Here is a 19,253-nt window from a genome sequence, read left to right on the forward strand (position 1 = left end):
AGCAGTATAGCCGAATTTGAAAGGATAGGGCAGATATGGACACTTGGCACGATGCACTCGGCGGCGAAAAACAGCAGCCGTATTTTCAGGAAATTTTAAATGCGGTCAGGCAGGAACGTTTGTCGGGGCAAATTATCTATCCGCCGGAGGCCGATGTGTTCAACGCATTCCGGCTGACAGCGTTCGACCGGGTCAAAGTCGTCATTCTCGGACAAGATCCGTATCACGGGGTAGGGCAGGCGCACGGTTTGGCATTTTCCGTCCGGCAGGGTGTCCGCATACCGCCGTCTTTACTCAATATTTACAAAGAATTGGAAACCGACATCGAAGGCTTTTCCATTCCCGCGCACGGCTGCCTGACAGCGTGGGCGGAGCAGGGCATATTGCTTCTGAACACGGTTTTGACGGTGCGTGCAGGACAGGCGCATTCGCACGCCCTTTTAGGCTGGGAACGCTTTACCGATACCGTCATCAGGCAGCTTGCGACACACCGCAAGCACCTTGTCTTCATGTTGTGGGGTGGGTATGCACAACAAAAAGGGAGGCTGATAGACAGTCAAAATCATTTGATACTGACCGCGCCTCATCCGTCTCCTCTGTCGGCATATCGCGGTTTTTTTGGCTGCCGCCATTTTTCACAGGCAAACAGCTATTTGAGTCAACACGGTATCGAACCGATAAACTGGAAGCTATGAATGCCGTATTCAAGCGTCAAAGTTTGCGTGTCAGGTTCATTTGGCGGAATTCGAACAGCTCTTGATGCAATGATCGTGTTTTAAGGTTTCCTGCAATACCGCTTGTAAAGCTGCGACTGCCGCAAAGCCATAGGCTGCGGGCTTCACTATTCCGAACGCTTTGTGCAAAAGAAGCAACATCATGAAATTCAAGCAATTTATTCTTGCCACTGTTTTGGGCGCGACAGCCTTTTCCGCTTGGGCGGACGATTCATACCAACATATCCGTGCAGTCAGAATCCTGCTGCTGATATTGTCTGTTTGGTGCGTAGGGTAGGGAATCCGCCAACGTAAAAACCGCCCCGCCAACACCGCCGTCACCAAATTGGGCATTGGGCGTATGCCCTGATGCTCGCTGTTCCGCCGCAGGCATTGCCCGTCAAATCGGCAATGGCGGAGGAATTCACGGCACGCTGGCATTTTCATTGCTGTTTTTGTCGCTGGGACATATTGGAATGGTTGCCTACCACCACATCAAAGGCGAATCCGTTCTGCCCCTGTTCTTGCTTATCTAGGTTATTGCAAAATATGAGTTTGAAAGATGGATATTTTTGTTTGCTTTTTTATTTGTTCTGATTAAATTTTTTAAGTGTCTGAGTTTTGAATGAGATTGTAAAAATATCTATTCAATCCATTATAAATTTAACATAATATACATTATGCGAACTAGAATAAATATGTAAATTTCATATTTTAAACCTGTTCGATTGCGGATGTTTTTCTCTTTATAAATCAATTAAATATAAGGAAATATTATGTCCGCACCCGTAATATTGTCTGCAGCCGCTACAAAAGGTGGCGTAGGTAAAACAACACTCATTGCTAATGTCTCTGCTGTTCTCGCTGATATCGGACTGCGTGTCTTAATGATTGACTGCGATGTTCAGCCATCATTGTCAAAATACTATCCAATAAGCCACCGCGCTCCAAATGGTATTGTTGAATTACTTCTCGGTGAAAATACCGAAGAAATCATCCGCTCGACAATTTCCAATACCGTTTTTCCGAATTTAGACATTGTTATTTCCAATAACATTTCTGCTTTTGTCGAGACTGAAGTAACCTCTCGTCCCGACCGTGCCTTCTTGCTCAAAAGCAAACTGCATTCCCAATACATACAGAATAACTACGATGTGGTTTTAATCGATACTCAGGGTGCAGTTGGTCCTCTCTTAGATACCGCAGCATTTGCTGCTACATGCCTGCTTTGCCCAATTATGCCCGAAGTTTTGAGTGCCCGTGAGTTCCTTACCGGTACGCAAGAACTTCTAAAGCGTCTGCAAAAAGGCGAAGCAATGCGTATCCCGATGCCTCAATTACGAGCCATCATCTACGCACAAGATCGTACCAATGATGCGAAATTCATCGCATCTTCTATCAAAGATTTCTTTAGCAATACTCTAGATGACAGACGTAAATTGTTAAGCGTAGCAGTTCCTGCTGCCAAAGCATATAAGGAAGCTACAACTTTAAGAGTCCCGGTTCATTGTCATGAGCGTAAACAGCTTGGAAAGATGCTGCCTGCTTATGAAATCATGCACCGTATTGTTTATGAGATTTTCCCTGGTATCGAACAGAAGAACCTGCGTGGAAGCTGTTTCAATGACATGGCCAGCCTGCTGCAAAAGGAGGTGCAATCATGAATTTGGACCAAAATAAAGCAACCTTGAGCCTGCACATCGGTACCCCTGCACAGACAAATATGAGTTTTGGCCAAGAGGATACTCCTTCTCGGGGCATGTTAATGTCGTTGCCAATCAGCGAAATCGATTTCTTTGACAAAAACCCTCGCCGTTTACATGATGTTTCCAGCTACGCGGCCATCAAAGAGTCCATCCGTTCTTCAGGTATTCAACAACCTGTACACGTTACCCAGAGACCTGGTGAAAGTAAATATGTACTGGCACAGGGTGGTAATACCCGTCTCAAAATCTTGTGCGAACTCTTGGAAGAAACTGGTGATAACCGCTTCCGTATGATGCCTTGTATTTACATCCCCTACTCTGACGAAACTACATTGCAGGTTGCGCATCTTGTTGAAAATGAACTCCGTGCTGAAATGTGTTTTTGGGATAAGGCCTGTAAATATGCCGAAATCCGCGATATTTTCCAAGATGAATCTGACTCAGGGAAACTTTCTTTGCGCGAACTGGAAGTGATGTTTTCTGATAAAGGCCTTACGGTTTCTCATAAGACTTTAGGATTATTCTTTTTTGCCTCCGATAATTTACAAGAGCTGCAAGAATACGCATTCAAACTTTCCCATGCAAAAGTAGAAGAAATTAAAAAACTTCACTCTACCCTATTCTCAATTTCTAAATCAATTCAGTTGGACGATTCTTTCCAATATTTGTGGTCGGATGTACTGGAGCAGTGGCATAACCAATATTCTGCAACAGAGTTAGACGTGCATGAGCTTTATCAGTTCGTGCTCGACAGATTTAAATTTGAATATGGCTCTGACGCCTTTTCTGAAACAGAAAATTCTTCTGATAAAGACAAAATTGAAACAGCCGTCAAACAAGATGTCAATTTGCATCAAAAAGAGGTATCGGAAAACAACACTGAGTCAAAGGATTCGGATATGGAATTTGTGCCAGCCAAAGTAAATGGTACTAAAGCTGATGCAGAGGATGAGCCGAAAGAAGCCGAACCGATTACTTTGGAGCAAACCAGCAAAAAACTGTTTTCTGCTGTTCGTAAACTGTTAGCCAAAGTGAGTCTGTCCGATTGCTTTAAGATTCATAAGGACTTTCCATACGGCTGGTATGTCGAATATCCGGCTTTTGAGCATATTTCAGCATCAAGTGCCGGAAATGCCATCTATGCTATTGATGTTTTGCATGAAGAAGCCGGAAATGTTTTCACATTCTTATGGAAGCTTAGTGGAATCGACACCTTTATGTTTGATGTTGGTGATAGTTCCAATCCCCTGCTGACACTTAAAAGTGATTCAAAGCTTCGTATTGCCTACGAGGACCCCGATAAGTACGACGAATATACGAACTGCGGAATTGGTAATAAAGAGAACATTATTGCCTCTTTACTGAATTGGCAAACTAATACCAGCCATGAATTTCACGCCAATATCGTAGAAATATTATCTCTGAGCACACAGTACAACAACTTGAGAAAAACGGGAGCTAAGAGTGAGGAGTAAGCCTTTAATTAGTAATCCCATTTATAGACTTTTTAATACGGATCCGGTTTATACCAATCTTGCACTTACAAGGTTGGCATCCGCACCAAATACGCCGCGTGAATCTTCTTATAACGCTTTGGTTGCTCGTGAACATGAGGATGTTTTGAACACGCTCAAACGAATGAACCCGAAGCGGATTGAGAAATTAGCATCCATGTGTCCTGATGTTGTGACCTACTCCATTGATCTGAAGGTTTTAAAAAGCAAAATTTCAGAAATGGAACATTACGAACAAAGGTTTATGGAACAGATGCAGCGTCTTAAATGGATGTTAGAACATAAGGCCAGCAATCTGATGATTATGAATCTATGTTCATTAATTTCTAAGGCGGAAATTAAAAAATTGCGTATAGAAATGAATATTCCTGTCGTTAAAGGGCGCATTGTGATGCCATCTATTGATGTTCGCGTCAGGGTATTGAAGGCATGGAGTAAGTCGGAAAAAGAGCCAGATTTGTTTATTAGATACCAGCTATTGATTGATGAATTCCCCGATTATAGCCTTGCCCAATTACATTCAATAATTAACGATGTAAAGTTCTTTGGAGTATGAGTATGTATATGGATTTCTCTACTTCCTATGATTATGAGACTGGTTTTGTACCATCTAAGAACATGTCAACCGATAACTTTATCCGTAGCTTGGTTGCCTTGTGGGAGGAACCGGCCACATATGTGCGTCAGTTTGCTCAGGCGGTCGGTTCTGTTTCAGAGGGATATTTTTTGAGTTGGTTTGTCGAGAAATGTCTGCCTGGCGAATGGGTAAGCCTGAATAATGATCTGTTGTTTAATGAAGCAGGTATTACCGCAAAGCAGTGGCGGAATATTCGCAATAGCCTTCTGCAGAAAGGTATTTTGCTTAATCGGAGAACCGTAGCGCCAACCGAATCACAATTCACATTGAATGATGCTCTTTTTGAGGATTTGGTAAGTAAACATGGTAAATCAGATGTACTTGACATGGTTTCGCCCCCTATTTCGATTAATAAACTTCACCTGAAGACATTAGCCGATAGAGGTCTTGCTTTTGTATCCATTTTGTATTTGTCGTTTCTTCAAAGTGAAGCTGAATATCAAGATTTGAGTAAGCGTGGTGACTGGTCTCCTTGGACTCATGCAGCTGAAAAGCACGTTTTTTATTCAACAATGTTGTCAAGACGGCAACAGGAAAGAGCTATTGCCGAATTAACCTCTTTTGGTTTGATTGAGAGCTGTGTTGATGGTATGCCAGCAGCGCGACGTTGTAGATACAGCTTGAAAATGCTTGCTGATCTTACTTCTGAATATTTGAACGGATGTGTGTGATGGTTACCGCCACCAAATTACCCCCTCCCAAAGTATTTAACTCTGAACTGACACAATGCTGGCAAGCATTGCAAGGTGGTCGAAGGGTTGCCATCTATCGATGTTTAATTGATATTACAGGCTCTCTGAAGACTGCTGCAATGCTTTCTCAGTTAATCTATTGGACAAGAGTAAGCAAAGAGGTTGCCGAACGGGATGGTTGGATTTTCAAGTCTATTGCTCAGATGGAAGCTGAAACTGGTTTGACAGTGAGAGAGCAGCGCACTTGTAAAAACAAGCTTCTTGAGACAAACCTTATTCAAACATGCCGTAAAGGTGTGGGGGCTGCTTTAGCAATCAAAGTGAACTTGGATGCCATAGCTGAGTTGATCGCTAAATCGAGCGGTACTGACGATCAACTTGCACTTACGCTGGCTGATTTACAGAACACAAGTTCCCTGTATTTTAGAAAACACTTTTCTAAAAGGATTGCTTATCACCGAGACCTGGTTTCTATTACAGGCTGTATCAACTCGGCTGTATTATTGTCGTGTGTGTTAAATGATGCGGTTGGTTTGGTTTCTCAAAATCCACATTTACAACGTCATGCCTTTGCTACTTTGACTGCTGCTGATTGGGAGGAAAGAACCTCTCTCTCTTATAAATCTCAATTGACAGCTCGCAATAGGCTGAAGAATTTAAATCTCATTTATGAGAGAAATTTCTTGGCCAGCCGCCGTATTTTTACCCTGGTAAATGGTCACGATATTGTTATATCCATCAAAAAACTTCTAGCTGGCAAACAGGACGACGGCTTTAGTCCATATAACTCCAAAAAACGCGAAATTCTCAGTTTGGCGGAAAGGGCCAAATGTGATTGGCGGAAAGGGCCAAATGGATTGGATAAAGGGTTTCAGAGCGGTTTCGAGGGTGATGCCCCCCTATTCCCAAGTATGACATCCGGAAGTGTCGAAAGGGAATATTCGGATGTGTCGAATTGGAATTTTAAGAAAGGTCGTAGTGGGAAATTCATAAGTGTCGATTGGGGAAGTTCAGAATTGCCGAATCGGCAGATTATTTATTATATAAATTACAAAGGGGTTTATAACTACAACTACATGACTGTTGAACCCAACAAACCACGTTCTTCCGAACAAGATCATGTGGTAGTGGTTGATGATGTTGATTTGATTTATCCAAAACTTTTTAATGTGCAAATGCGTCAACAGGCGGATTTGATTTTTACAAAACATCTCTCAAAAAGTTCCTGGGCTTTGAGGCAGGAAATCTTGGATGAGATCCAGGGACAGAAAAAAGAAGTTACTAGCCCCCTTGGTCTTTTGATTAACCTATGCCGCTGCGCTTCGCAAGGTAACTTTACTGCTCTTGTCGCCCCACAGGTTAGATTCCAGCGTGAGCAGGATCAGAAATTACAGGCTTATCTTGAAAAGCAGAATAACCAAAAACAGGACTCATTAGATGCCATGGATGTCGAGCTTGCCCGCAATAATTTAAGAAAGTTCTACTCCAAAAGATAAAATTTAATTTAAAAAAATATTTTTGATGAATTTTTGAAAGACGAATAAATCTATTACTTCGAAGCGGATGTAACGGGGCGTTACAGTCATCGGCAAAGGACAGATATGATGGTGTACATGACTAATTAGCCTCTGATATGCAACAACAGTGCTTTATGAAGCTCTTTTTAATAACTTATAAGGATTTAAAAATGGAATTTGCAAAACAAAGATATATCATCAAACCTGGTGCGATCCATGTTGCACAGCAATTTGATCTCAAAGTCACAACAAAACAGTCACCTTTCAGTGACGGTTACGATATGGCTCGTGCTGCTTTGGCTTTGGGGGATAAGGTCAATCAAAAGTTGACTGAGGATGACGAACAGTTCCAACAGTGGGAAGAGTTTAAAGCACATGAATTGCTGCTCAAGCAACATCTACAAAAGGAGACAGGTCGAAAGCATCACTTGGTTTGGGGGGAGTATGAAATTCTTTCTTCTGAGAACGACCGGTTTAAAAATATTGGCAGCCTGACCTCTTCCGGTGATGATGGTTTTTTTATGCATACCAAGCAAGGTATCCGTATGTGGGAGGGCAATAACAACAAGAAGAACGGCCCACGTTGGCCGGGAATCAGATATGGTCTGACACTCAGTAACGAGTTGTTTGGTATGGCTATGTCCGATAATCCTTATGCCCAAAGTCGGTTATTGCAGATTGAAAAACAGATGTCCGAAATTGAGGAATTTTTTGAGACTGTGAAAAAACAGGTTCATGCTCAGATTGATAGTTTGGCCGCTGCAGGTATGAAGATAACCTTGATTCAGAACAATAACCCTGTTCATATCAGATTGAATGTATTGCGGGCTTATGGTTTCAAACTGGTTAAATTGTTGCGGGATTACGATAGTTTTGTATGTGCCGTTAAGACACTTAATATCAAAGGCATGATGGCTAATAAACAATGTAATGACACGTTGTATAATGGCGGTCGGATGATGAGAAAGCTACTGAATGATTTATATATTGCGGTAATGGAGACCAGGGCTATCAAGAGCATTCGACGTGACAGTCTGCTTGACCCAGAGCAGTTGTCGAAGTTGAAATCTGCTGTTGAGCAAGAGATTCTGCCTAGAATTCCATTGTCTGTTTGGGTGTATGAATCACAACCCTCTTTGGTTTATATCCAGAGAAAAATGAATCAGGAGGATCTCAATAAGTTGGTTGATATTGTTCGTGACAATGGATTATCGGGCTAGTTGTGAAATTGGAACGTGGGGTTACAATCGAGTTTTAAGATGGTATTGATTGGCCCTTGTTTGTATGGATTTTTTTATGATGTGATATGAATACTATGAATACTCAAATATCAGGTATGAAAAAATACTTAAAATTTTGGGAATACAAAAGGCTTTTAAGGGTAAGGGGGATTGAGGATTTAGAAAAAGAAATTAAATTGAAATTGGTTGATTTCGAGCTATTAATTGATGAAGCTCAGTCGTTTCATGAAGCATGTCAGGGCCTTAATCTCATATATCCTATAGTAAGAGAACATCTGAAATTGAGTAATAAAAGTTTGGCTGGTTTGGATTTAAAAAAATACTATATTCCGAATATGATTTTTTTCAAAAATGTTGTTTCTTCCAGTGGCCGTATGTCGAGAAAGAAGTTTTTTAAATGGGCCGATATTAGTACGGCGTTGGATGATACGAATGCCAGCCTTGATGAACGGTTATTACATATGAAGGTTTATTTTGATTGCAGACAGTATTTTTGCCGAGGTAGGCAGATTGCCGGAGACTTGGCAGAATTGTTTTCGATGAAAGAAATTTTTGATGAAATTTTAAGAATTGAAAATTTGGATCGCAAAAATCTTCCTAGTAATATCATGGTTAAGTAAGATATTTAATAGCCTTAAAAATCATTTGCCATCACTTTTGTGATGGTTTTTTTGTGACTGTAACGCCCCGTTACAGTAGTGGATGCCGCCGGCGGATTCATCGGCTTTCGTCAACTTCGGTTCTGTGCCGATGACTGTAACGCCCCGTTACAGTAGTGGATGCCGCCGGCGGATTCATCGGCTTTCGTCAACTTCGGTTCTGTGCCGATGACTGTAACGCCCCGTTACAGTAGTGGATGCCGCCGGCGGATTCATCGGCTTTCGTCAACTTCGGTTCTGTGCCGATGACTGTAACGCCCCGTTACAGTAGTGGATGCCGCCGGCGGATTCATCGGCTTTCGTCAACTTCGGTTCTGTGCCGATGACTGTCCGTGGGCATTTTAGCTAGATATAGCATAAGGTTTAATTTGTAATAGTTGCTAGTTGACAAGAGGAATTTATTTAGTTATGATAATAGAACCCTTAATCTCATATTGGGTTATTTTACCCTGTCTTTTCTGTCATATTTTTAAATCCTTTTTTTGGAGAAAAATATGTCAGTTCAACTTTTTGTTCGTGGCAATCTCGGTGCTGAATTTAATCTGCGTCCTGTAGCAAGCCCTAAAAACGATGAAGCCTCAATCGTACTGAATTTTTCAGTTGCCTCACCTAATTTCAAACGCAATGCCGAAGGTAAATCAGAAGTGGTTTCAACGGAGTGGATTTCTTGCGAATACTGGAATCGTGATGCTGCCCATCTCCATAAAATATTACAGGTCGGTATGCCGGTTTTCGTTACCGGTGAAGAACGTTACGAGTCTTATACCAATCGTGACGGTATTGAAGTTCGCGTTCGTAAATTGCGTGTTCAAGATGTATTCATTGTTCCAACTGAGCGTGTAGAAGCTATCAAGTTGCGTCCTAAACGTGAGCAGTCTCAGGACAATAATCACGTTGAAGACGCTGATGATGACATCCCATTGTAAATATATGGCCACGAAGAATACTTCCTTTTTTCGTGAAATGAACTGTTGGCTTGCTGCATTATGGGCTGACTTTAAGGATATGTTCATTGTTACCCTTATTTATGGTGGCTTAATTGCTTTGGCAATTTGGGCTTTTTTGACTATCGCATCTTGGCTTGTTTTGCAGCTGAAGCAAAGCTTGGGATTTTAAAATGCGTTTGTTTTTATGTGAAAAACCATCTCAAGCTAAGGACATCGGTAAAGTGCTTGGTGTTCTTGGCGGGAGGCATGATGGTTATTTTCAGAATGGAGACACTATTGTTACCTGGGCATTTGGTCATATCCTGACACAGGCCGCGCCAGATGCTTATGGCGAACAATATGCTGACTTTGGAAATATCTCCGCATTGCCCATTCTCCCTGAAGTTTGGCAGATGCAGGTACCGCCGAAGGTATCGAAGCAGTTTAAAGTCATTAAAAGCTTGTTGGCCAAAGCAGATGAAGTAGTGATTGCTACTGATGCAGACCGTGAAGGGGAAGTTATTGCCCGTGAAATATTGGACTACTGTGGCTACCGTAAAAAGATTTCCCGATTTTGGACGAGTGGCCTAGATACCCAATCGGTAAAAAAAGCCTTATCTTCAATAATGCCGGGTAAGGATAAAGAAAACCTATATCAGGCCGGTTTGGCGCGCGGCCGCGCCGACTGGCTGGTAGGTATGAACCTGAGTCGTGCCTACACAGCTGCTTATTCTGCCGGATATGGCCGAGAACATATTTTGTCGATCGGACGGATTCAAACACCGACTTTAAAGCTTGTAGTCCAAAGGGATAAAGAGATCGATACTTTCGTGCCTTACAACTACTACACCCTTTCAGTAGATTTTGAGACAGCAGACAAGTCAGTGTTTACTACACTGTGGCAGGTTCCTGAAAACTGGCGTAATACTGACGGATACTGTACCAACCTTGAGGCTGTAAAGGCACTTGTCAAACAGCTTGAGAAATCTACAGGCAAGGTTATTACCTCAAATAAAGAGCGTAAAAGCACCCCGCCCCCGTTACCGTACAGCCTTTCGGCTTTGCAAAAAGAAGCCGGTAAAAAACTTGGCCTATCGGCTTCCAAAGTGCTCAAAATTGCACAAACCCTCTACGAAAAATACAAGATCACGTCATATCCCCGCACCCCTTGCAGATACTTGCCAAAATCGCAGATGAGTGAAGTGAAAGATGTATTTGCCGCGATACAGACTATCGATAAATCCATGCTTTCAGTGATTGAAAAAGCTGATCCCGAACGTCAATCAAGGGTATGGAACGATAACCAGGTAAACAAACATTCCCATCATGCGATTATTCCGACCAAGGCCAGTAATTTTGATTTGTCAGTCCTGGATAAGAATGAATTAACGGTGTACCGAATGATACGAGACCGTTATATCGCACAGTTTTATCCAGATTTTGAATATGACTCTACTGTAGTTGAGGTTGAGGCATGTTCACATTTGTTTAAAGCCTCCAGCCAATCACCGGTTATTTCCGGTTGGAAGGTTCTTTTGGGCAAGGACGTGTTTGAAGGCGATCAAATCGATGAAGGTCCTGCTCTACCACATCTGAAAGTCAACGATGAGGTCGACACGCTTTCCTTCAATCCCGAAACTAAAAAGACCACGCCGCCACCGCGCTTTACAGAGGCTTCTCTGCTCGATGAGATGCAGACTTTGAAGGACTTTTTGAAGAATGTAGAAGACGAACAGATCAGAAAAATTCTCAAAAGTACGGAAGGCTTGGGAACGGAAGCCACTCGCGCTACCATTATCGATCGTTTGTTTGAAATGGGTTATATGGAAAAGAAACGGAGCAAAATCTATGCGACAGAAAAAGGCCGTAATCTGATTGCCCGTATTCCCACTATGATTGCCGATCCGATAACGACAGCCAAATGGGAGCTGGCTTTGGCTGGGATAGAAGCCGGCAAATTAACTTTAGCTGAATTTATGGCTTATCAGCAGAAAGTGATCACAGAGCTGGTTGGGCAGGCGAAAAAGGATGCTGTAGGAAAAGCTCGTCCGCCAAAACAGACGGATTCAGCTGGTACAAAAAAACAGGCGGTCGCTCGAAATGAAGACGATGTCTGTCCGACCTGTAAGGAAGGCCGTCTGAGACAGAGAGGATTCAAGGAAAACCCTGATAAGCGGTATTGGGGGTGTAGTAGGTTTCCCGAATGTAAACACTTCGAATGGGTCAAATAAAAAAGGACTTTGAAATGAAGAAGCTGGTAAAAAAATTATCCGATTCAATATTCGGAAATACTTGTATAGAGTATGTGCTAGATGAAAACCATAATTACAAGGAGCAATACAACGCTAATAAAGATTTATTCATTTACATCAATGGCATTCAAGTAGGGAGTATTTCACCTGGCGAACTGCAAGAATTGCAATATAGAGTGTTTTATTCTAGTAGCCTCTGGTGGAGTATCTTTAAATCTATACTAGGATTTTTATTGAAACCCGCAATAATTGCGCTTACTGCCCTGCCGCTGGGGGTCTTGTTTTTACTGTGGTTGAACACCGACAATCCTGAAGCGTTTCATCGAGTATTCATGATGTTACAGGATCCGGCACATTTTGCAAAAGCAATATCCGGACTTTTTCGTCTGTTTTATTGTATATCATTCTTTGGCACTTTTGTTAAATTGGTTTTTAACCAAGATTCAATTTTTTCAATTTTTAATAAAGAACTTTCTAAGAATATACAGAGTAACAAAACGTGCTCGATGGATATTGTGGCTGTCAGAGATTGAGGAAGCTCAAAGATGTTGCCCTCTACCAGCATACTGGGAAGTTTGCATATCAATACTGAGTGTTGCTTAAAATTTGATTGGAGTCATTGGTTTGGAATTTCAGATGGATAGAAGAAATTTTTTGAAAAAGTTTGTCGGCGTTGGCGCCCTATATACGACCGGTGCTGCCGGTTTGTTATTGCCTAAAGATGTAGTAGCGGCAACCAGTATGGCTGATTTTTGGTCACGAGACCGTACAATCAATTGCAAACGGGCAGATACTGGCGAGAAACATGAAATCCGTTTTTTTCAGCAACAAAATGGATATGATCTTGATGCTTACCGCAATGCCTGTTGGCTGATGCGTGATGCGAAAGATGGAAATGCCATGGTTCAAATTGACGTAGGGCTTTTAAACCTGATGTATGCAATGCAGGAGTGGGCACGGCAATCAGGACGGTCAAACCCTGTGATTACGATCAATAGTGCATATAGAACGCCAAGACGAAATGCGACTATTGAGGGTGCTGCTAGAAACTCACTTCATATGCGTGGTAAAGCAGTTGACTTTACTATGAGGGGGGTGGGCATTGGCGAGCTTGAGCAAATGGCTAAATACTACAATGTGGGCGGTATTGGTATCTATAATAGTTTTGTCCATTTGGATACCGGCAGGGTTCGGCATTGGCGCGGTTAAAGATTTTACGAAAAAATATTGACATACGAAATTATCGGGAATATATTGTAATTGTTTTTGTAGTTTGTGACTTTTCTTAAAAGTCTCGTCATTTAGCCGTTCATGAATGAGATTCGATTCGTCGAATTTACGGTACTTCTTTTTCAGCCAGCCTTTAAGGCTTCTAAGTCAGTTCGGCTACCGTGAAAGCCGCAACTTAACCCTTTGGGGATATACTGTCCCCTTTGGGATTGATATATCCCCTGTTTTTTTGGAGATATATCATGACTCAATCTAATCAAAACTACTTTAACCTGACTGCAGATGGTATCGGTTTTTTAAACCGGCCACGTGAAGTTCAAGGAAAGAGAAAATCTTCCAACTATTATGCTTGTACGATCCAAGCCTCCCGAGGTGATAATGGGGAGAAAACCCGTTTCGATCTTCGTATCGTCGGAGGTCAAGCGAAAGAGCTCTTTGCTCGCCTTTTGGAAGAATTTCCGCAATTGCTGTCTAAAAATTACCGTGAACGCCCGACTGTCGTGGTCGGTTTCCGTGCCGGTGATATTCAACCTTTAAAATTTGAAACTAACAATCGTGAGACGGGCGAAGTTTTAGAAACTTTAAGTATCGACGGTCGGTTGTTGAAATTCAAATTTATTAAAGTGGATGGCGATATGTGGTATCAATCATCCTCTCAAGATGAAACCCAAAATAATCCTGATGCTTCTTAGAAAGCTATTGAATATTTTGATTATTTAAGAATGGTAGGAAGCTTTCGGGCTTCCCCGTTCTTAGTTTTCCAGCTCATTGCTTGGAAAATTAAGCCTCTGTCGAAACGGCGGTTTAATTTTCCAAGCAACTCCTGAATTATAGTGAAGCAAAGGGTAAGTCCCCTCAAAGACTTGGCTTTCAGCAATATTGTTTTTTTATCGATGCTCATATCTATTGTGAGCATCAGTAAAAAAATACAGTTCTTTAACAATCCGAATTTTTTATTTTTGTTGCTTTTGAAGCAACTGTTTGAAGGCTGCCCTTTGGGCAGCTTACCTGAATGCCCCTCCCTACCATAGGTCATTCAGGTAAGCTTCCCCGGTTGACAGACCGTTTCTTCTGTCTGCGTATAGCCGTATAACCAGTGCGCGCAATTATTCGTAATTGTTACGGTTTTATTACTATCCAGACCATTATCTGATTACTTCGTCGGTGCGGACTAGGTAATCATTAGCCAGGGTAATCCCCATTTGAACCTGCTTTGCAGGTTCTCTAAGACGTTTTGATATTTGCAGAACGGCTCAGAGAATCTGTATTTCAAGAGTTTTATACAGCTGACAGACTGTTTTTTCTGTCATTGCATAGCCGTTGATTGCAAGCCTGTTTCAGGTACGGTACAGCTGCTTTTTTCTGAAGCAGATTTCTTTTAACCCATCGGGGTACACTTCCCCGAATGGGCATGGTGTACCCTTTATTTTGGAGTATTACCATGAATCTAAATCTATCTTTTCACCGTTCAGGTGCCATCCTTCCCCCAAATTTACTACCGGAAAGAATACGTATCGGTGACATCCTCACCCACCGACATACTCATCGGAAAGTTGTCGTCTCATGCATACAAGAACATCATTTGTTACTTGTTGATGCGGATGGCCGTATTTCGAAAATACGAACCCAAAAGGCGGTCAATCGGTATTGTAGGAGCGTCAACGATGTTCATAGCCATAAAAACGCTTCCGTAGCGTTGAATATGGCTATTCGGGCATTGGATAACGACAAACGTATTTTTACAAGATTGGGACTGCGTATGTCCCAAAAAGTATATTTGGATAAGATTTACAGTGCTATTAAGCGCTAATTTGTTTTTTCCCAACCACGGGATATCTGCCCGCGGCCGGTATCCCTTTTCTTTTGGAGTGATACCATGTCCATCAATCTTTCCGGCACCTTGACGGTGCAAGTCATACAGGGTCGCCGAGGCCCTTTCAAAACAGCTAAATTAGCTACATCAATTGGAACATTTGATGTAAAAAACCCAATATTGAAACAGTTTGAGCCTGGTGAATACCAAGGAAACTTCATTATTGAACAGCTCAAAGTTAAGGCTTATGAGTGGGGTGGTGGCGCCACCTCTTACTTAGATGCAGCTCTTGACTGGCAACATCTGGCGGAATTTGCGCAGGAATTTTCTTCCGGGTCGGATTCTCCGCAAGATGATCCATCCGATCCGTTCGATCCGGTTCCTGAAAACGGCATCCGGTTGCCTGAATACGCGGAAACTGCGGATCAGGTCGGCGAAATGATCGCCCAAAACCGGGAGCATATCAGTTTGGGTGAGTATATCCTTTCAGACCGTGACGAGCTGAACATAGCCCGTTCAATGATGAAGGAGGCAGGGTATTCCTATCGGCCCCAGTCGCAGACTTGGTGTCTGCAATAGGAGGTTGGAATGCTTTACCTGACTTCCCGCAATGATTTGATGGCCGATGCCTTCTTCATTTGGAACCGACAGTTGATGTTTGCTTCTCTGCACGGCCGCGATGCAGACATGTTGTCCTTCCAAGCTCAACTGCAAGTAAGTAATGAACGGCTTGGTTTTAGACGGCCGGAGGAGGTTTTAAGCTGTCCGCGCCTGACGACTGCCGAGCATTGCTTGAATCTGAGCAAATACATGACGAAATATCAGACTCTTAATTATGGTTCGGTCACGCACATGTTTTTGTATTCGGATATTCTGATTCAACCTAACTTCGATAGTAAAACAGGTTGGGTTATGTTGGATGATGTTACCGCAGACTTGGACAAGGCAGCTTGGGAACTGGTGCGGCAACTCTCCGATATACCGTTATTGGAACATTGGCAGAATGCTGTTTTATCGGTACTTGAGGCTGATAAATCCATCATGCGGTTTACTCCTCGTATAGATGAAGAGTACGCAGTAGTTGGAGTTCAAGCGGTACGAGTTGATATCCCGGAAGATTTTGATGTGCGTTTGACCGCTATGCTACAAAGCGGCCGCTTACATACTTAATCTGAAGCCCCTAGCGGGCTTTTTCAGACGGCCTTGCAAAGGCTCTCTGAAAAAGTCTGTTACATAAGAGTTTTACACAGATGACGGACTGTATATTCCGTTGATGGATATTGCTGCTGAGGTTATCCGGCCGTATTCGTATGGTTGCGGCATTTTTCAATTTTACCAACCCTGTGGGGATATACGTCCCATGGGGAGGCATATTCCCAAACTTAGGAGGATTTTATGCCTACTCTATCTGAAAAGCATGAGGTACTGTCCGGCTTGAACCGTCAGGATGCAGCTGCTATAGTAGCCTTAATCGATTTGAAAACGGAGGACGACATGGAAAAGGTTTTGAACAAACTGGATTTCATGACCCAGAACTTCGATGCCCGACTGGACGCTTTTGAAAAAAGTGTAGATGCCCGCATCAGCTCATTTGAAAAAAGTGTAGATGCCCGTATCAGCTCATTTGAAAAAAGTGTAGATGCACGGTTTAGCGCAATCGATACTAAAATCAATGCAATTTATTGGTTTATCGGTATCACGACTACCGTTGCCGTTGCTGCCGCGAAGTTCCTGTAACATTAAACCCGTTCCGTTAAACGGAGCTTTTTATCTGTAACCTTCAATCCCACCATGTTCCGGCATCCGGTGGGATTTTTATATCTGCGTGAAACGCAAAATAAAGAAACCCTTATGAATTAATTTAGTGCAAGACTTGTCAGTATAAGCTTGGCTTGCACTTATTTAATACTACTGGGACTACTCACCTTATTTTGATACTTCTATAACCCTATGGGGATGCGTCTCCGAAAGGGGGATGTTTTCCCCTGTTTTTTTGGAGACTGTCATGCAAATTGTCTGCTACAACATTTACGAACAAACTGCTTATTCTCGCTCATGTGATTTTCGTGCAGAATTTCTTTTTGAAGACAATGAAACTCGTCGAGAAACTCGAGTTTTATTACCTGAAACTCGTTTTGGTCGCTATGCGTATTTTAGATAAATGGTTCTTAGAAGATGCCAGCGTGAGAACCAAACTAACCATGGAGCTCACACTACCTCTTGCCTGGAAGGACTTGGATTATGACGAATTCCAACTTGCTGTAAGTCAAATGGCAACTGACTGGCTGGAACAACGTATTTGTGAATTGGAAAATGATTTTACAAAAGTCATTTATGATCCTGATACAGTGTTTCAACATCAAGATGTCCGCAACATACTGCTTGGATCGTGCAAATACGGTGGTGCTCGGATTCTGCAAAATATAGTGCGCTTGCTCTATAAGCGCAAACCCGTTGAGCTGCGCATGGTAATACAACTGGATCGGAAGCATTTTCAGATTTTTCAAGCCATACTTGCGCATTGTCGCAAACACCGTGAAAGTGAAAAACTTCGCGAGATAGTGGACGAAATGAACCGAGTCGAAGCAGAAAAGGCATCAGCTTATATAGCTGCCAAATCATCTGACGATGATGTACCTTATTGAGTTTGAAAAATGAGGAATCCGATATTTATTGATCTTCGAGGTACGATGTACCTTTTATTTTACCTGCCTTCGGGCAGGTATTTTCAGACGGCCTTCAAGTAAGGTCTTCTTAAAATACCTGTCTTTACAGGCTGACAGACCTTATCTGTCTTGTGTCCTGCCGTTAAACATGACACGCATCCTTCGGGATGTACGGCATTTTTCAATTTTACCAACCCTGTGGGGATATACGTCCCATGGGGAGGCATATTCCCAAACTTAGGAGGATTTTATGCCTACTCTATCTGAAAAGCATGAGGTACTGTCCGGCTTGAACCGTCAGGATGCAGCTGCTATAGTAGCCTTAATCGATTTGAAAACGGAGGACGACATGGAAAAGGTTTTGAACAAACTGGATTTCATGACCCAGAACTTCGATGCCCGACTGGACGCTTTTGAAAAAAGTGTAGATGCCCGTATCAGCTCATTTGAAAAAAGTGTAGATGCACGGTTTAGCTCATTTGAAAATAGTGTAGATGCCCGCATCAGCTCATTTGAAAATAGCGTAGATGCACGGTTTAGCGCAATCGATACTAAAATCAATGCAATTTATTGGTTTATCGGTATCACGACTACCGTTGCCGTTGCTGCCGCGAAGTTCCTGTAACATTAAACCCGTTCCGTTAAACGGAGCTTTTTATCTGTAACCTTGAATCCCACCATGTTCCGGCATCCGGTGGGATTTTTATCACTTCTCACTCAACCCTATGGGGATATACATACCTATGGAGATCGTATATCTCCGTTACTTTGGAGCATGTGATGTTTTCTACAAAATACCCTTTCATATCTTGTTTTGTACGGTAATCAGCCGTACAATCTAGAAATAATTTAGGAGTATGTTCATGACTGCCACATATGCCGATTGCCGTTTTGAAGCAAGAATCACTTCAGATACCCGTGCTTTACTTAAACACGCTGCGGAACTTCAAGGACGCAGTATGTCCGAATTTGTCATCAGTGCTGCCCGCGAGGCTGCCCAAAAAGCAGTTGCCGATGCGGAGATTCTGATGCTGTCCGAACGTGACCAACTTCAGTTTGCCCAAGCCCTGCTCAATCCGTCCAAACCGAATGGGGCATTGAGCAGAGCATTGGAAAAACATGACGAATTGTTCGGGAGATAAAATGCCGTTACCGGACTTCCGAATCCGCCTCCTTGATGCTGCCGATGACCGCAATGCATTTGAGCGCCCTTCCGAACCTTTAAACCGCTATCTGCAAAAACAGGTTTCGCAAGACGTAAAACGGAAAGTCGCTACTTGTTTTGTCGCGGTTACATCCGACGGTCAAATTCTTGGCTACTATACATTGGCTGCAACAGGAGTTGCCCTAAGTAATATACCCGCCGGTTTTCGTAAGAAGCTGCCCAGATACCCTACGGTTCCCGCAGTGCTGATGGGCCGTTTGGCGGTAGATGGAAAATATGGCGGGTTTGGACTGGGTTCTTTACTTTTGGCTGATGCACTCAAACGTATCAGTAAAGCAGAAATCGCCGCGTATGCGTTGATTGTGGAGGCAAAAGACGAAGCTGCCATCGGCTTTTACAGGCATTTCGGCTTTACTTCTTTCGAAGATGCCACCAAGCATCTATTTTTTCCTTTGGCGAATCTTCGCTAACCCCTTTTTCCGCACCATACGGTAGCGGTTTCTAACCCTGACGGGGCAATCC

General features: G+C 42.7%; 22 protein-coding genes. All 22 read left to right on the top strand.

Going from position 1 to position 19,253, the window contains the following annotated elements; genetic code table 11:
• Positions 1-35 precede the first annotated feature (35 nt).
• On the top strand, positions 36-695 hold the full coding sequence (ung, locus tag DFR77_RS02525; RefSeq protein ID WP_003688628.1) for a uracil-DNA glycosylase: 660 nt from the start codon (positions 36-38) through the stop codon (positions 693-695).
• A 181-nt stretch (positions 696-876) separates the two neighbouring features.
• Entirely contained in the window at positions 877-1,011 is a 135-nt protein-coding gene (locus DFR77_RS14345; RefSeq protein ID WP_012503610.1) for a hypothetical protein, read from the top strand.
• Positions 1,012-1,066: 55 nt separating this feature from the next.
• Positions 1,067-1,249: a hypothetical protein gene (locus DFR77_RS02535; RefSeq protein ID WP_003704052.1), complete on the top strand. Its 183-nt coding sequence runs from the start codon at positions 1,067-1,069 to the stop codon at positions 1,247-1,249.
• A 240-nt stretch (positions 1,250-1,489) separates the two neighbouring features.
• Entirely contained in the window at positions 1,490-2,377 is an 888-nt protein-coding gene (locus DFR77_RS02540) for a ParA family protein (protein WP_003693207.1), read from the top strand.
• On the top strand, positions 2,374-3,894 hold the full coding sequence (locus DFR77_RS02545; protein WP_003693205.1) for a ParB family protein: 1,521 nt from the start codon (positions 2,374-2,376) through the stop codon (positions 3,892-3,894). The genes DFR77_RS02540 and DFR77_RS02545 overlap by 4 nt, the downstream gene beginning before the upstream one ends.
• Positions 3,884-4,489, top strand: a complete 606-nt coding sequence (locus tag DFR77_RS02550; protein WP_003693204.1) for a hypothetical protein — start codon at positions 3,884-3,886, stop codon at positions 4,487-4,489. The genes DFR77_RS02545 and DFR77_RS02550 overlap by 11 nt, the downstream gene beginning before the upstream one ends.
• Before the next feature lie 2 nt (positions 4,490-4,491).
• Positions 4,492-5,241 carry a hypothetical protein gene (locus tag DFR77_RS02555; protein WP_020996825.1) on the top strand — a complete coding sequence of 250 codons (750 nt, stop codon included), beginning with the start codon at positions 4,492-4,494 and terminating at the stop codon, positions 5,239-5,241.
• The gene (locus tag DFR77_RS13645) at positions 5,241-6,758 is read left to right on the top strand and encodes a hypothetical protein (RefSeq protein WP_003693200.1); all 1,518 of its coding nucleotides are present in this window, start codon (positions 5,241-5,243) and stop codon (positions 6,756-6,758) included. The genes DFR77_RS02555 and DFR77_RS13645 overlap by 1 nt, the downstream gene beginning before the upstream one ends.
• Before the next feature lie 191 nt (positions 6,759-6,949).
• Positions 6,950-7,999, top strand: coding sequence for an AcaB family transcriptional regulator (locus DFR77_RS02565; RefSeq protein WP_003693198.1), 1,050 nt, complete (start codon positions 6,950-6,952; stop codon positions 7,997-7,999).
• 95 nt (positions 8,000-8,094) lie between these two features.
• A complete protein-coding gene (locus tag DFR77_RS02570; protein WP_228841904.1) occupies positions 8,095-8,640 on the top strand; it encodes a hypothetical protein in 546 nt (181 codons plus the stop codon).
• A gap of 533 nt (positions 8,641-9,173) precedes the next feature.
• Positions 9,174-9,605 (top strand): single-stranded DNA-binding protein, encoded by a 432-nt coding sequence (locus DFR77_RS02575; protein WP_003693193.1) that lies wholly within the window; start codon positions 9,174-9,176, stop codon positions 9,603-9,605.
• A 191-nt stretch (positions 9,606-9,796) separates the two neighbouring features.
• Positions 9,797-11,836: a DNA topoisomerase 3 gene (locus DFR77_RS02580; protein WP_003693191.1), complete on the top strand. Its 2,040-nt coding sequence runs from the start codon at positions 9,797-9,799 to the stop codon at positions 11,834-11,836.
• Between the two features lie 14 nt (positions 11,837-11,850).
• Entirely contained in the window at positions 11,851-12,390 is a 540-nt protein-coding gene (locus DFR77_RS02585) for a hypothetical protein (RefSeq protein WP_003693190.1), read from the top strand.
• 121 nt (positions 12,391-12,511) lie between these two features.
• Positions 12,512-13,066 carry a YcbK family protein gene (locus DFR77_RS02590; protein ID WP_226876103.1) on the top strand — a complete coding sequence of 185 codons (555 nt, stop codon included), beginning with the start codon at positions 12,512-12,514 and terminating at the stop codon, positions 13,064-13,066.
• 263 nt (positions 13,067-13,329) lie between these two features.
• Positions 13,330-13,779 (top strand): DUF3577 domain-containing protein, encoded by a 450-nt coding sequence (locus tag DFR77_RS02595; protein WP_003693186.1) that lies wholly within the window; start codon positions 13,330-13,332, stop codon positions 13,777-13,779.
• Positions 13,780-14,963: 1,184 nt separating this feature from the next.
• Complete coding sequence (locus DFR77_RS02610; RefSeq protein WP_003693183.1) at positions 14,964-15,479, top strand: DUF3275 family protein; 516 nt, start codon at positions 14,964-14,966, stop codon at positions 15,477-15,479.
• A gap of 9 nt (positions 15,480-15,488) precedes the next feature.
• Positions 15,489-16,070: a hypothetical protein gene (locus tag DFR77_RS02615; protein ID WP_003693182.1), complete on the top strand. Its 582-nt coding sequence runs from the start codon at positions 15,489-15,491 to the stop codon at positions 16,068-16,070.
• A 225-nt stretch (positions 16,071-16,295) separates the two neighbouring features.
• Positions 16,296-16,637 (top strand): hypothetical protein, encoded by a 342-nt coding sequence (locus DFR77_RS02620; protein WP_003693945.1) that lies wholly within the window; start codon positions 16,296-16,298, stop codon positions 16,635-16,637.
• A 353-nt stretch (positions 16,638-16,990) separates the two neighbouring features.
• Entirely contained in the window at positions 16,991-17,545 is a 555-nt protein-coding gene (locus DFR77_RS02625) for a hypothetical protein (protein ID WP_020997331.1), read from the top strand.
• A 271-nt stretch (positions 17,546-17,816) separates the two neighbouring features.
• Complete coding sequence (locus DFR77_RS02630) at positions 17,817-18,191, top strand: hypothetical protein (RefSeq protein WP_047920287.1); 375 nt, start codon at positions 17,817-17,819, stop codon at positions 18,189-18,191.
• A 238-nt stretch (positions 18,192-18,429) separates the two neighbouring features.
• Positions 18,430-18,708 carry a type II toxin-antitoxin system TacA family antitoxin gene (locus DFR77_RS02635; RefSeq protein ID WP_003693181.1) on the top strand — a complete coding sequence of 93 codons (279 nt, stop codon included), beginning with the start codon at positions 18,430-18,432 and terminating at the stop codon, positions 18,706-18,708.
• Between the two features lies 1 nt (position 18,709).
• Positions 18,710-19,201, top strand: coding sequence for a GNAT family N-acetyltransferase (locus DFR77_RS02640; protein WP_003697076.1), 492 nt, complete (start codon positions 18,710-18,712; stop codon positions 19,199-19,201).
• Positions 19,202-19,253 lie beyond the last annotated feature (52 nt).

It is taken from the genome of Neisseria gonorrhoeae, from assembly GCF_003315235.1.
GTDB classification, from domain to species: domain Bacteria; phylum Pseudomonadota; class Gammaproteobacteria; order Burkholderiales; family Neisseriaceae; genus Neisseria; species Neisseria gonorrhoeae.

Excerpts from the sequence above, each read along its gene's own strand:
- DFR77_RS02565 (WP_003693198.1), top strand. The coding sequence starts at position 6,950 with ATGGAATTTGCAAAACAAAGATATATCATCAAACCTGGTGCGATCCAT.
- DFR77_RS02580 (WP_003693191.1), top strand. The coding sequence starts at position 9,797 with ATGCGTTTGTTTTTATGTGAAAAACCATCTCAAGCTAAGGACATCGGT.
- DFR77_RS02630 (WP_047920287.1), top strand. The coding sequence starts at position 17,817 with ATGCCTACTCTATCTGAAAAGCATGAGGTACTGTCCGGCTTGAACCGT.
- DFR77_RS02635 (WP_003693181.1), top strand. The coding sequence starts at position 18,430 with ATGACTGCCACATATGCCGATTGCCGTTTTGAAGCAAGAATCACTTCA.
- DFR77_RS02570 (WP_228841904.1), top strand. The coding sequence starts at position 8,095 with ATGAATACTCAAATATCAGGTATGAAAAAATACTTAAAATTTTGGGAA.
- DFR77_RS14345 (WP_012503610.1), top strand. The coding sequence starts at position 877 with ATGAAATTCAAGCAATTTATTCTTGCCACTGTTTTGGGCGCGACAGCC.
- DFR77_RS02625 (WP_020997331.1), top strand. The coding sequence starts at position 16,991 with ATGAAACTCGTCGAGAAACTCGAGTTTTATTACCTGAAACTCGTTTTG.
- DFR77_RS02640 (WP_003697076.1), top strand. The coding sequence starts at position 18,710 with ATGCCGTTACCGGACTTCCGAATCCGCCTCCTTGATGCTGCCGATGAC.
- DFR77_RS02615 (WP_003693182.1), top strand. The coding sequence starts at position 15,489 with ATGCTTTACCTGACTTCCCGCAATGATTTGATGGCCGATGCCTTCTTC.
- DFR77_RS13645 (WP_003693200.1), top strand. The coding sequence starts at position 5,241 with ATGGTTACCGCCACCAAATTACCCCCTCCCAAAGTATTTAACTCTGAA.
- DFR77_RS02610 (WP_003693183.1), top strand. The coding sequence starts at position 14,964 with ATGTCCATCAATCTTTCCGGCACCTTGACGGTGCAAGTCATACAGGGT.
- ung (WP_003688628.1), top strand. The coding sequence starts at position 36 with ATGGACACTTGGCACGATGCACTCGGCGGCGAAAAACAGCAGCCGTAT.
- DFR77_RS02540 (WP_003693207.1), top strand. The coding sequence starts at position 1,490 with ATGTCCGCACCCGTAATATTGTCTGCAGCCGCTACAAAAGGTGGCGTA.
- DFR77_RS02585 (WP_003693190.1), top strand. The coding sequence starts at position 11,851 with ATGAAGAAGCTGGTAAAAAAATTATCCGATTCAATATTCGGAAATACT.
- DFR77_RS02575 (WP_003693193.1), top strand. The coding sequence starts at position 9,174 with ATGTCAGTTCAACTTTTTGTTCGTGGCAATCTCGGTGCTGAATTTAAT.
- DFR77_RS02620 (WP_003693945.1), top strand. The coding sequence starts at position 16,296 with ATGCCTACTCTATCTGAAAAGCATGAGGTACTGTCCGGCTTGAACCGT.
- DFR77_RS02545 (WP_003693205.1), top strand. The coding sequence starts at position 2,374 with ATGAATTTGGACCAAAATAAAGCAACCTTGAGCCTGCACATCGGTACC.
- DFR77_RS02555 (WP_020996825.1), top strand. The coding sequence starts at position 4,492 with ATGTATATGGATTTCTCTACTTCCTATGATTATGAGACTGGTTTTGTA.
- DFR77_RS02595 (WP_003693186.1), top strand. The coding sequence starts at position 13,330 with ATGACTCAATCTAATCAAAACTACTTTAACCTGACTGCAGATGGTATC.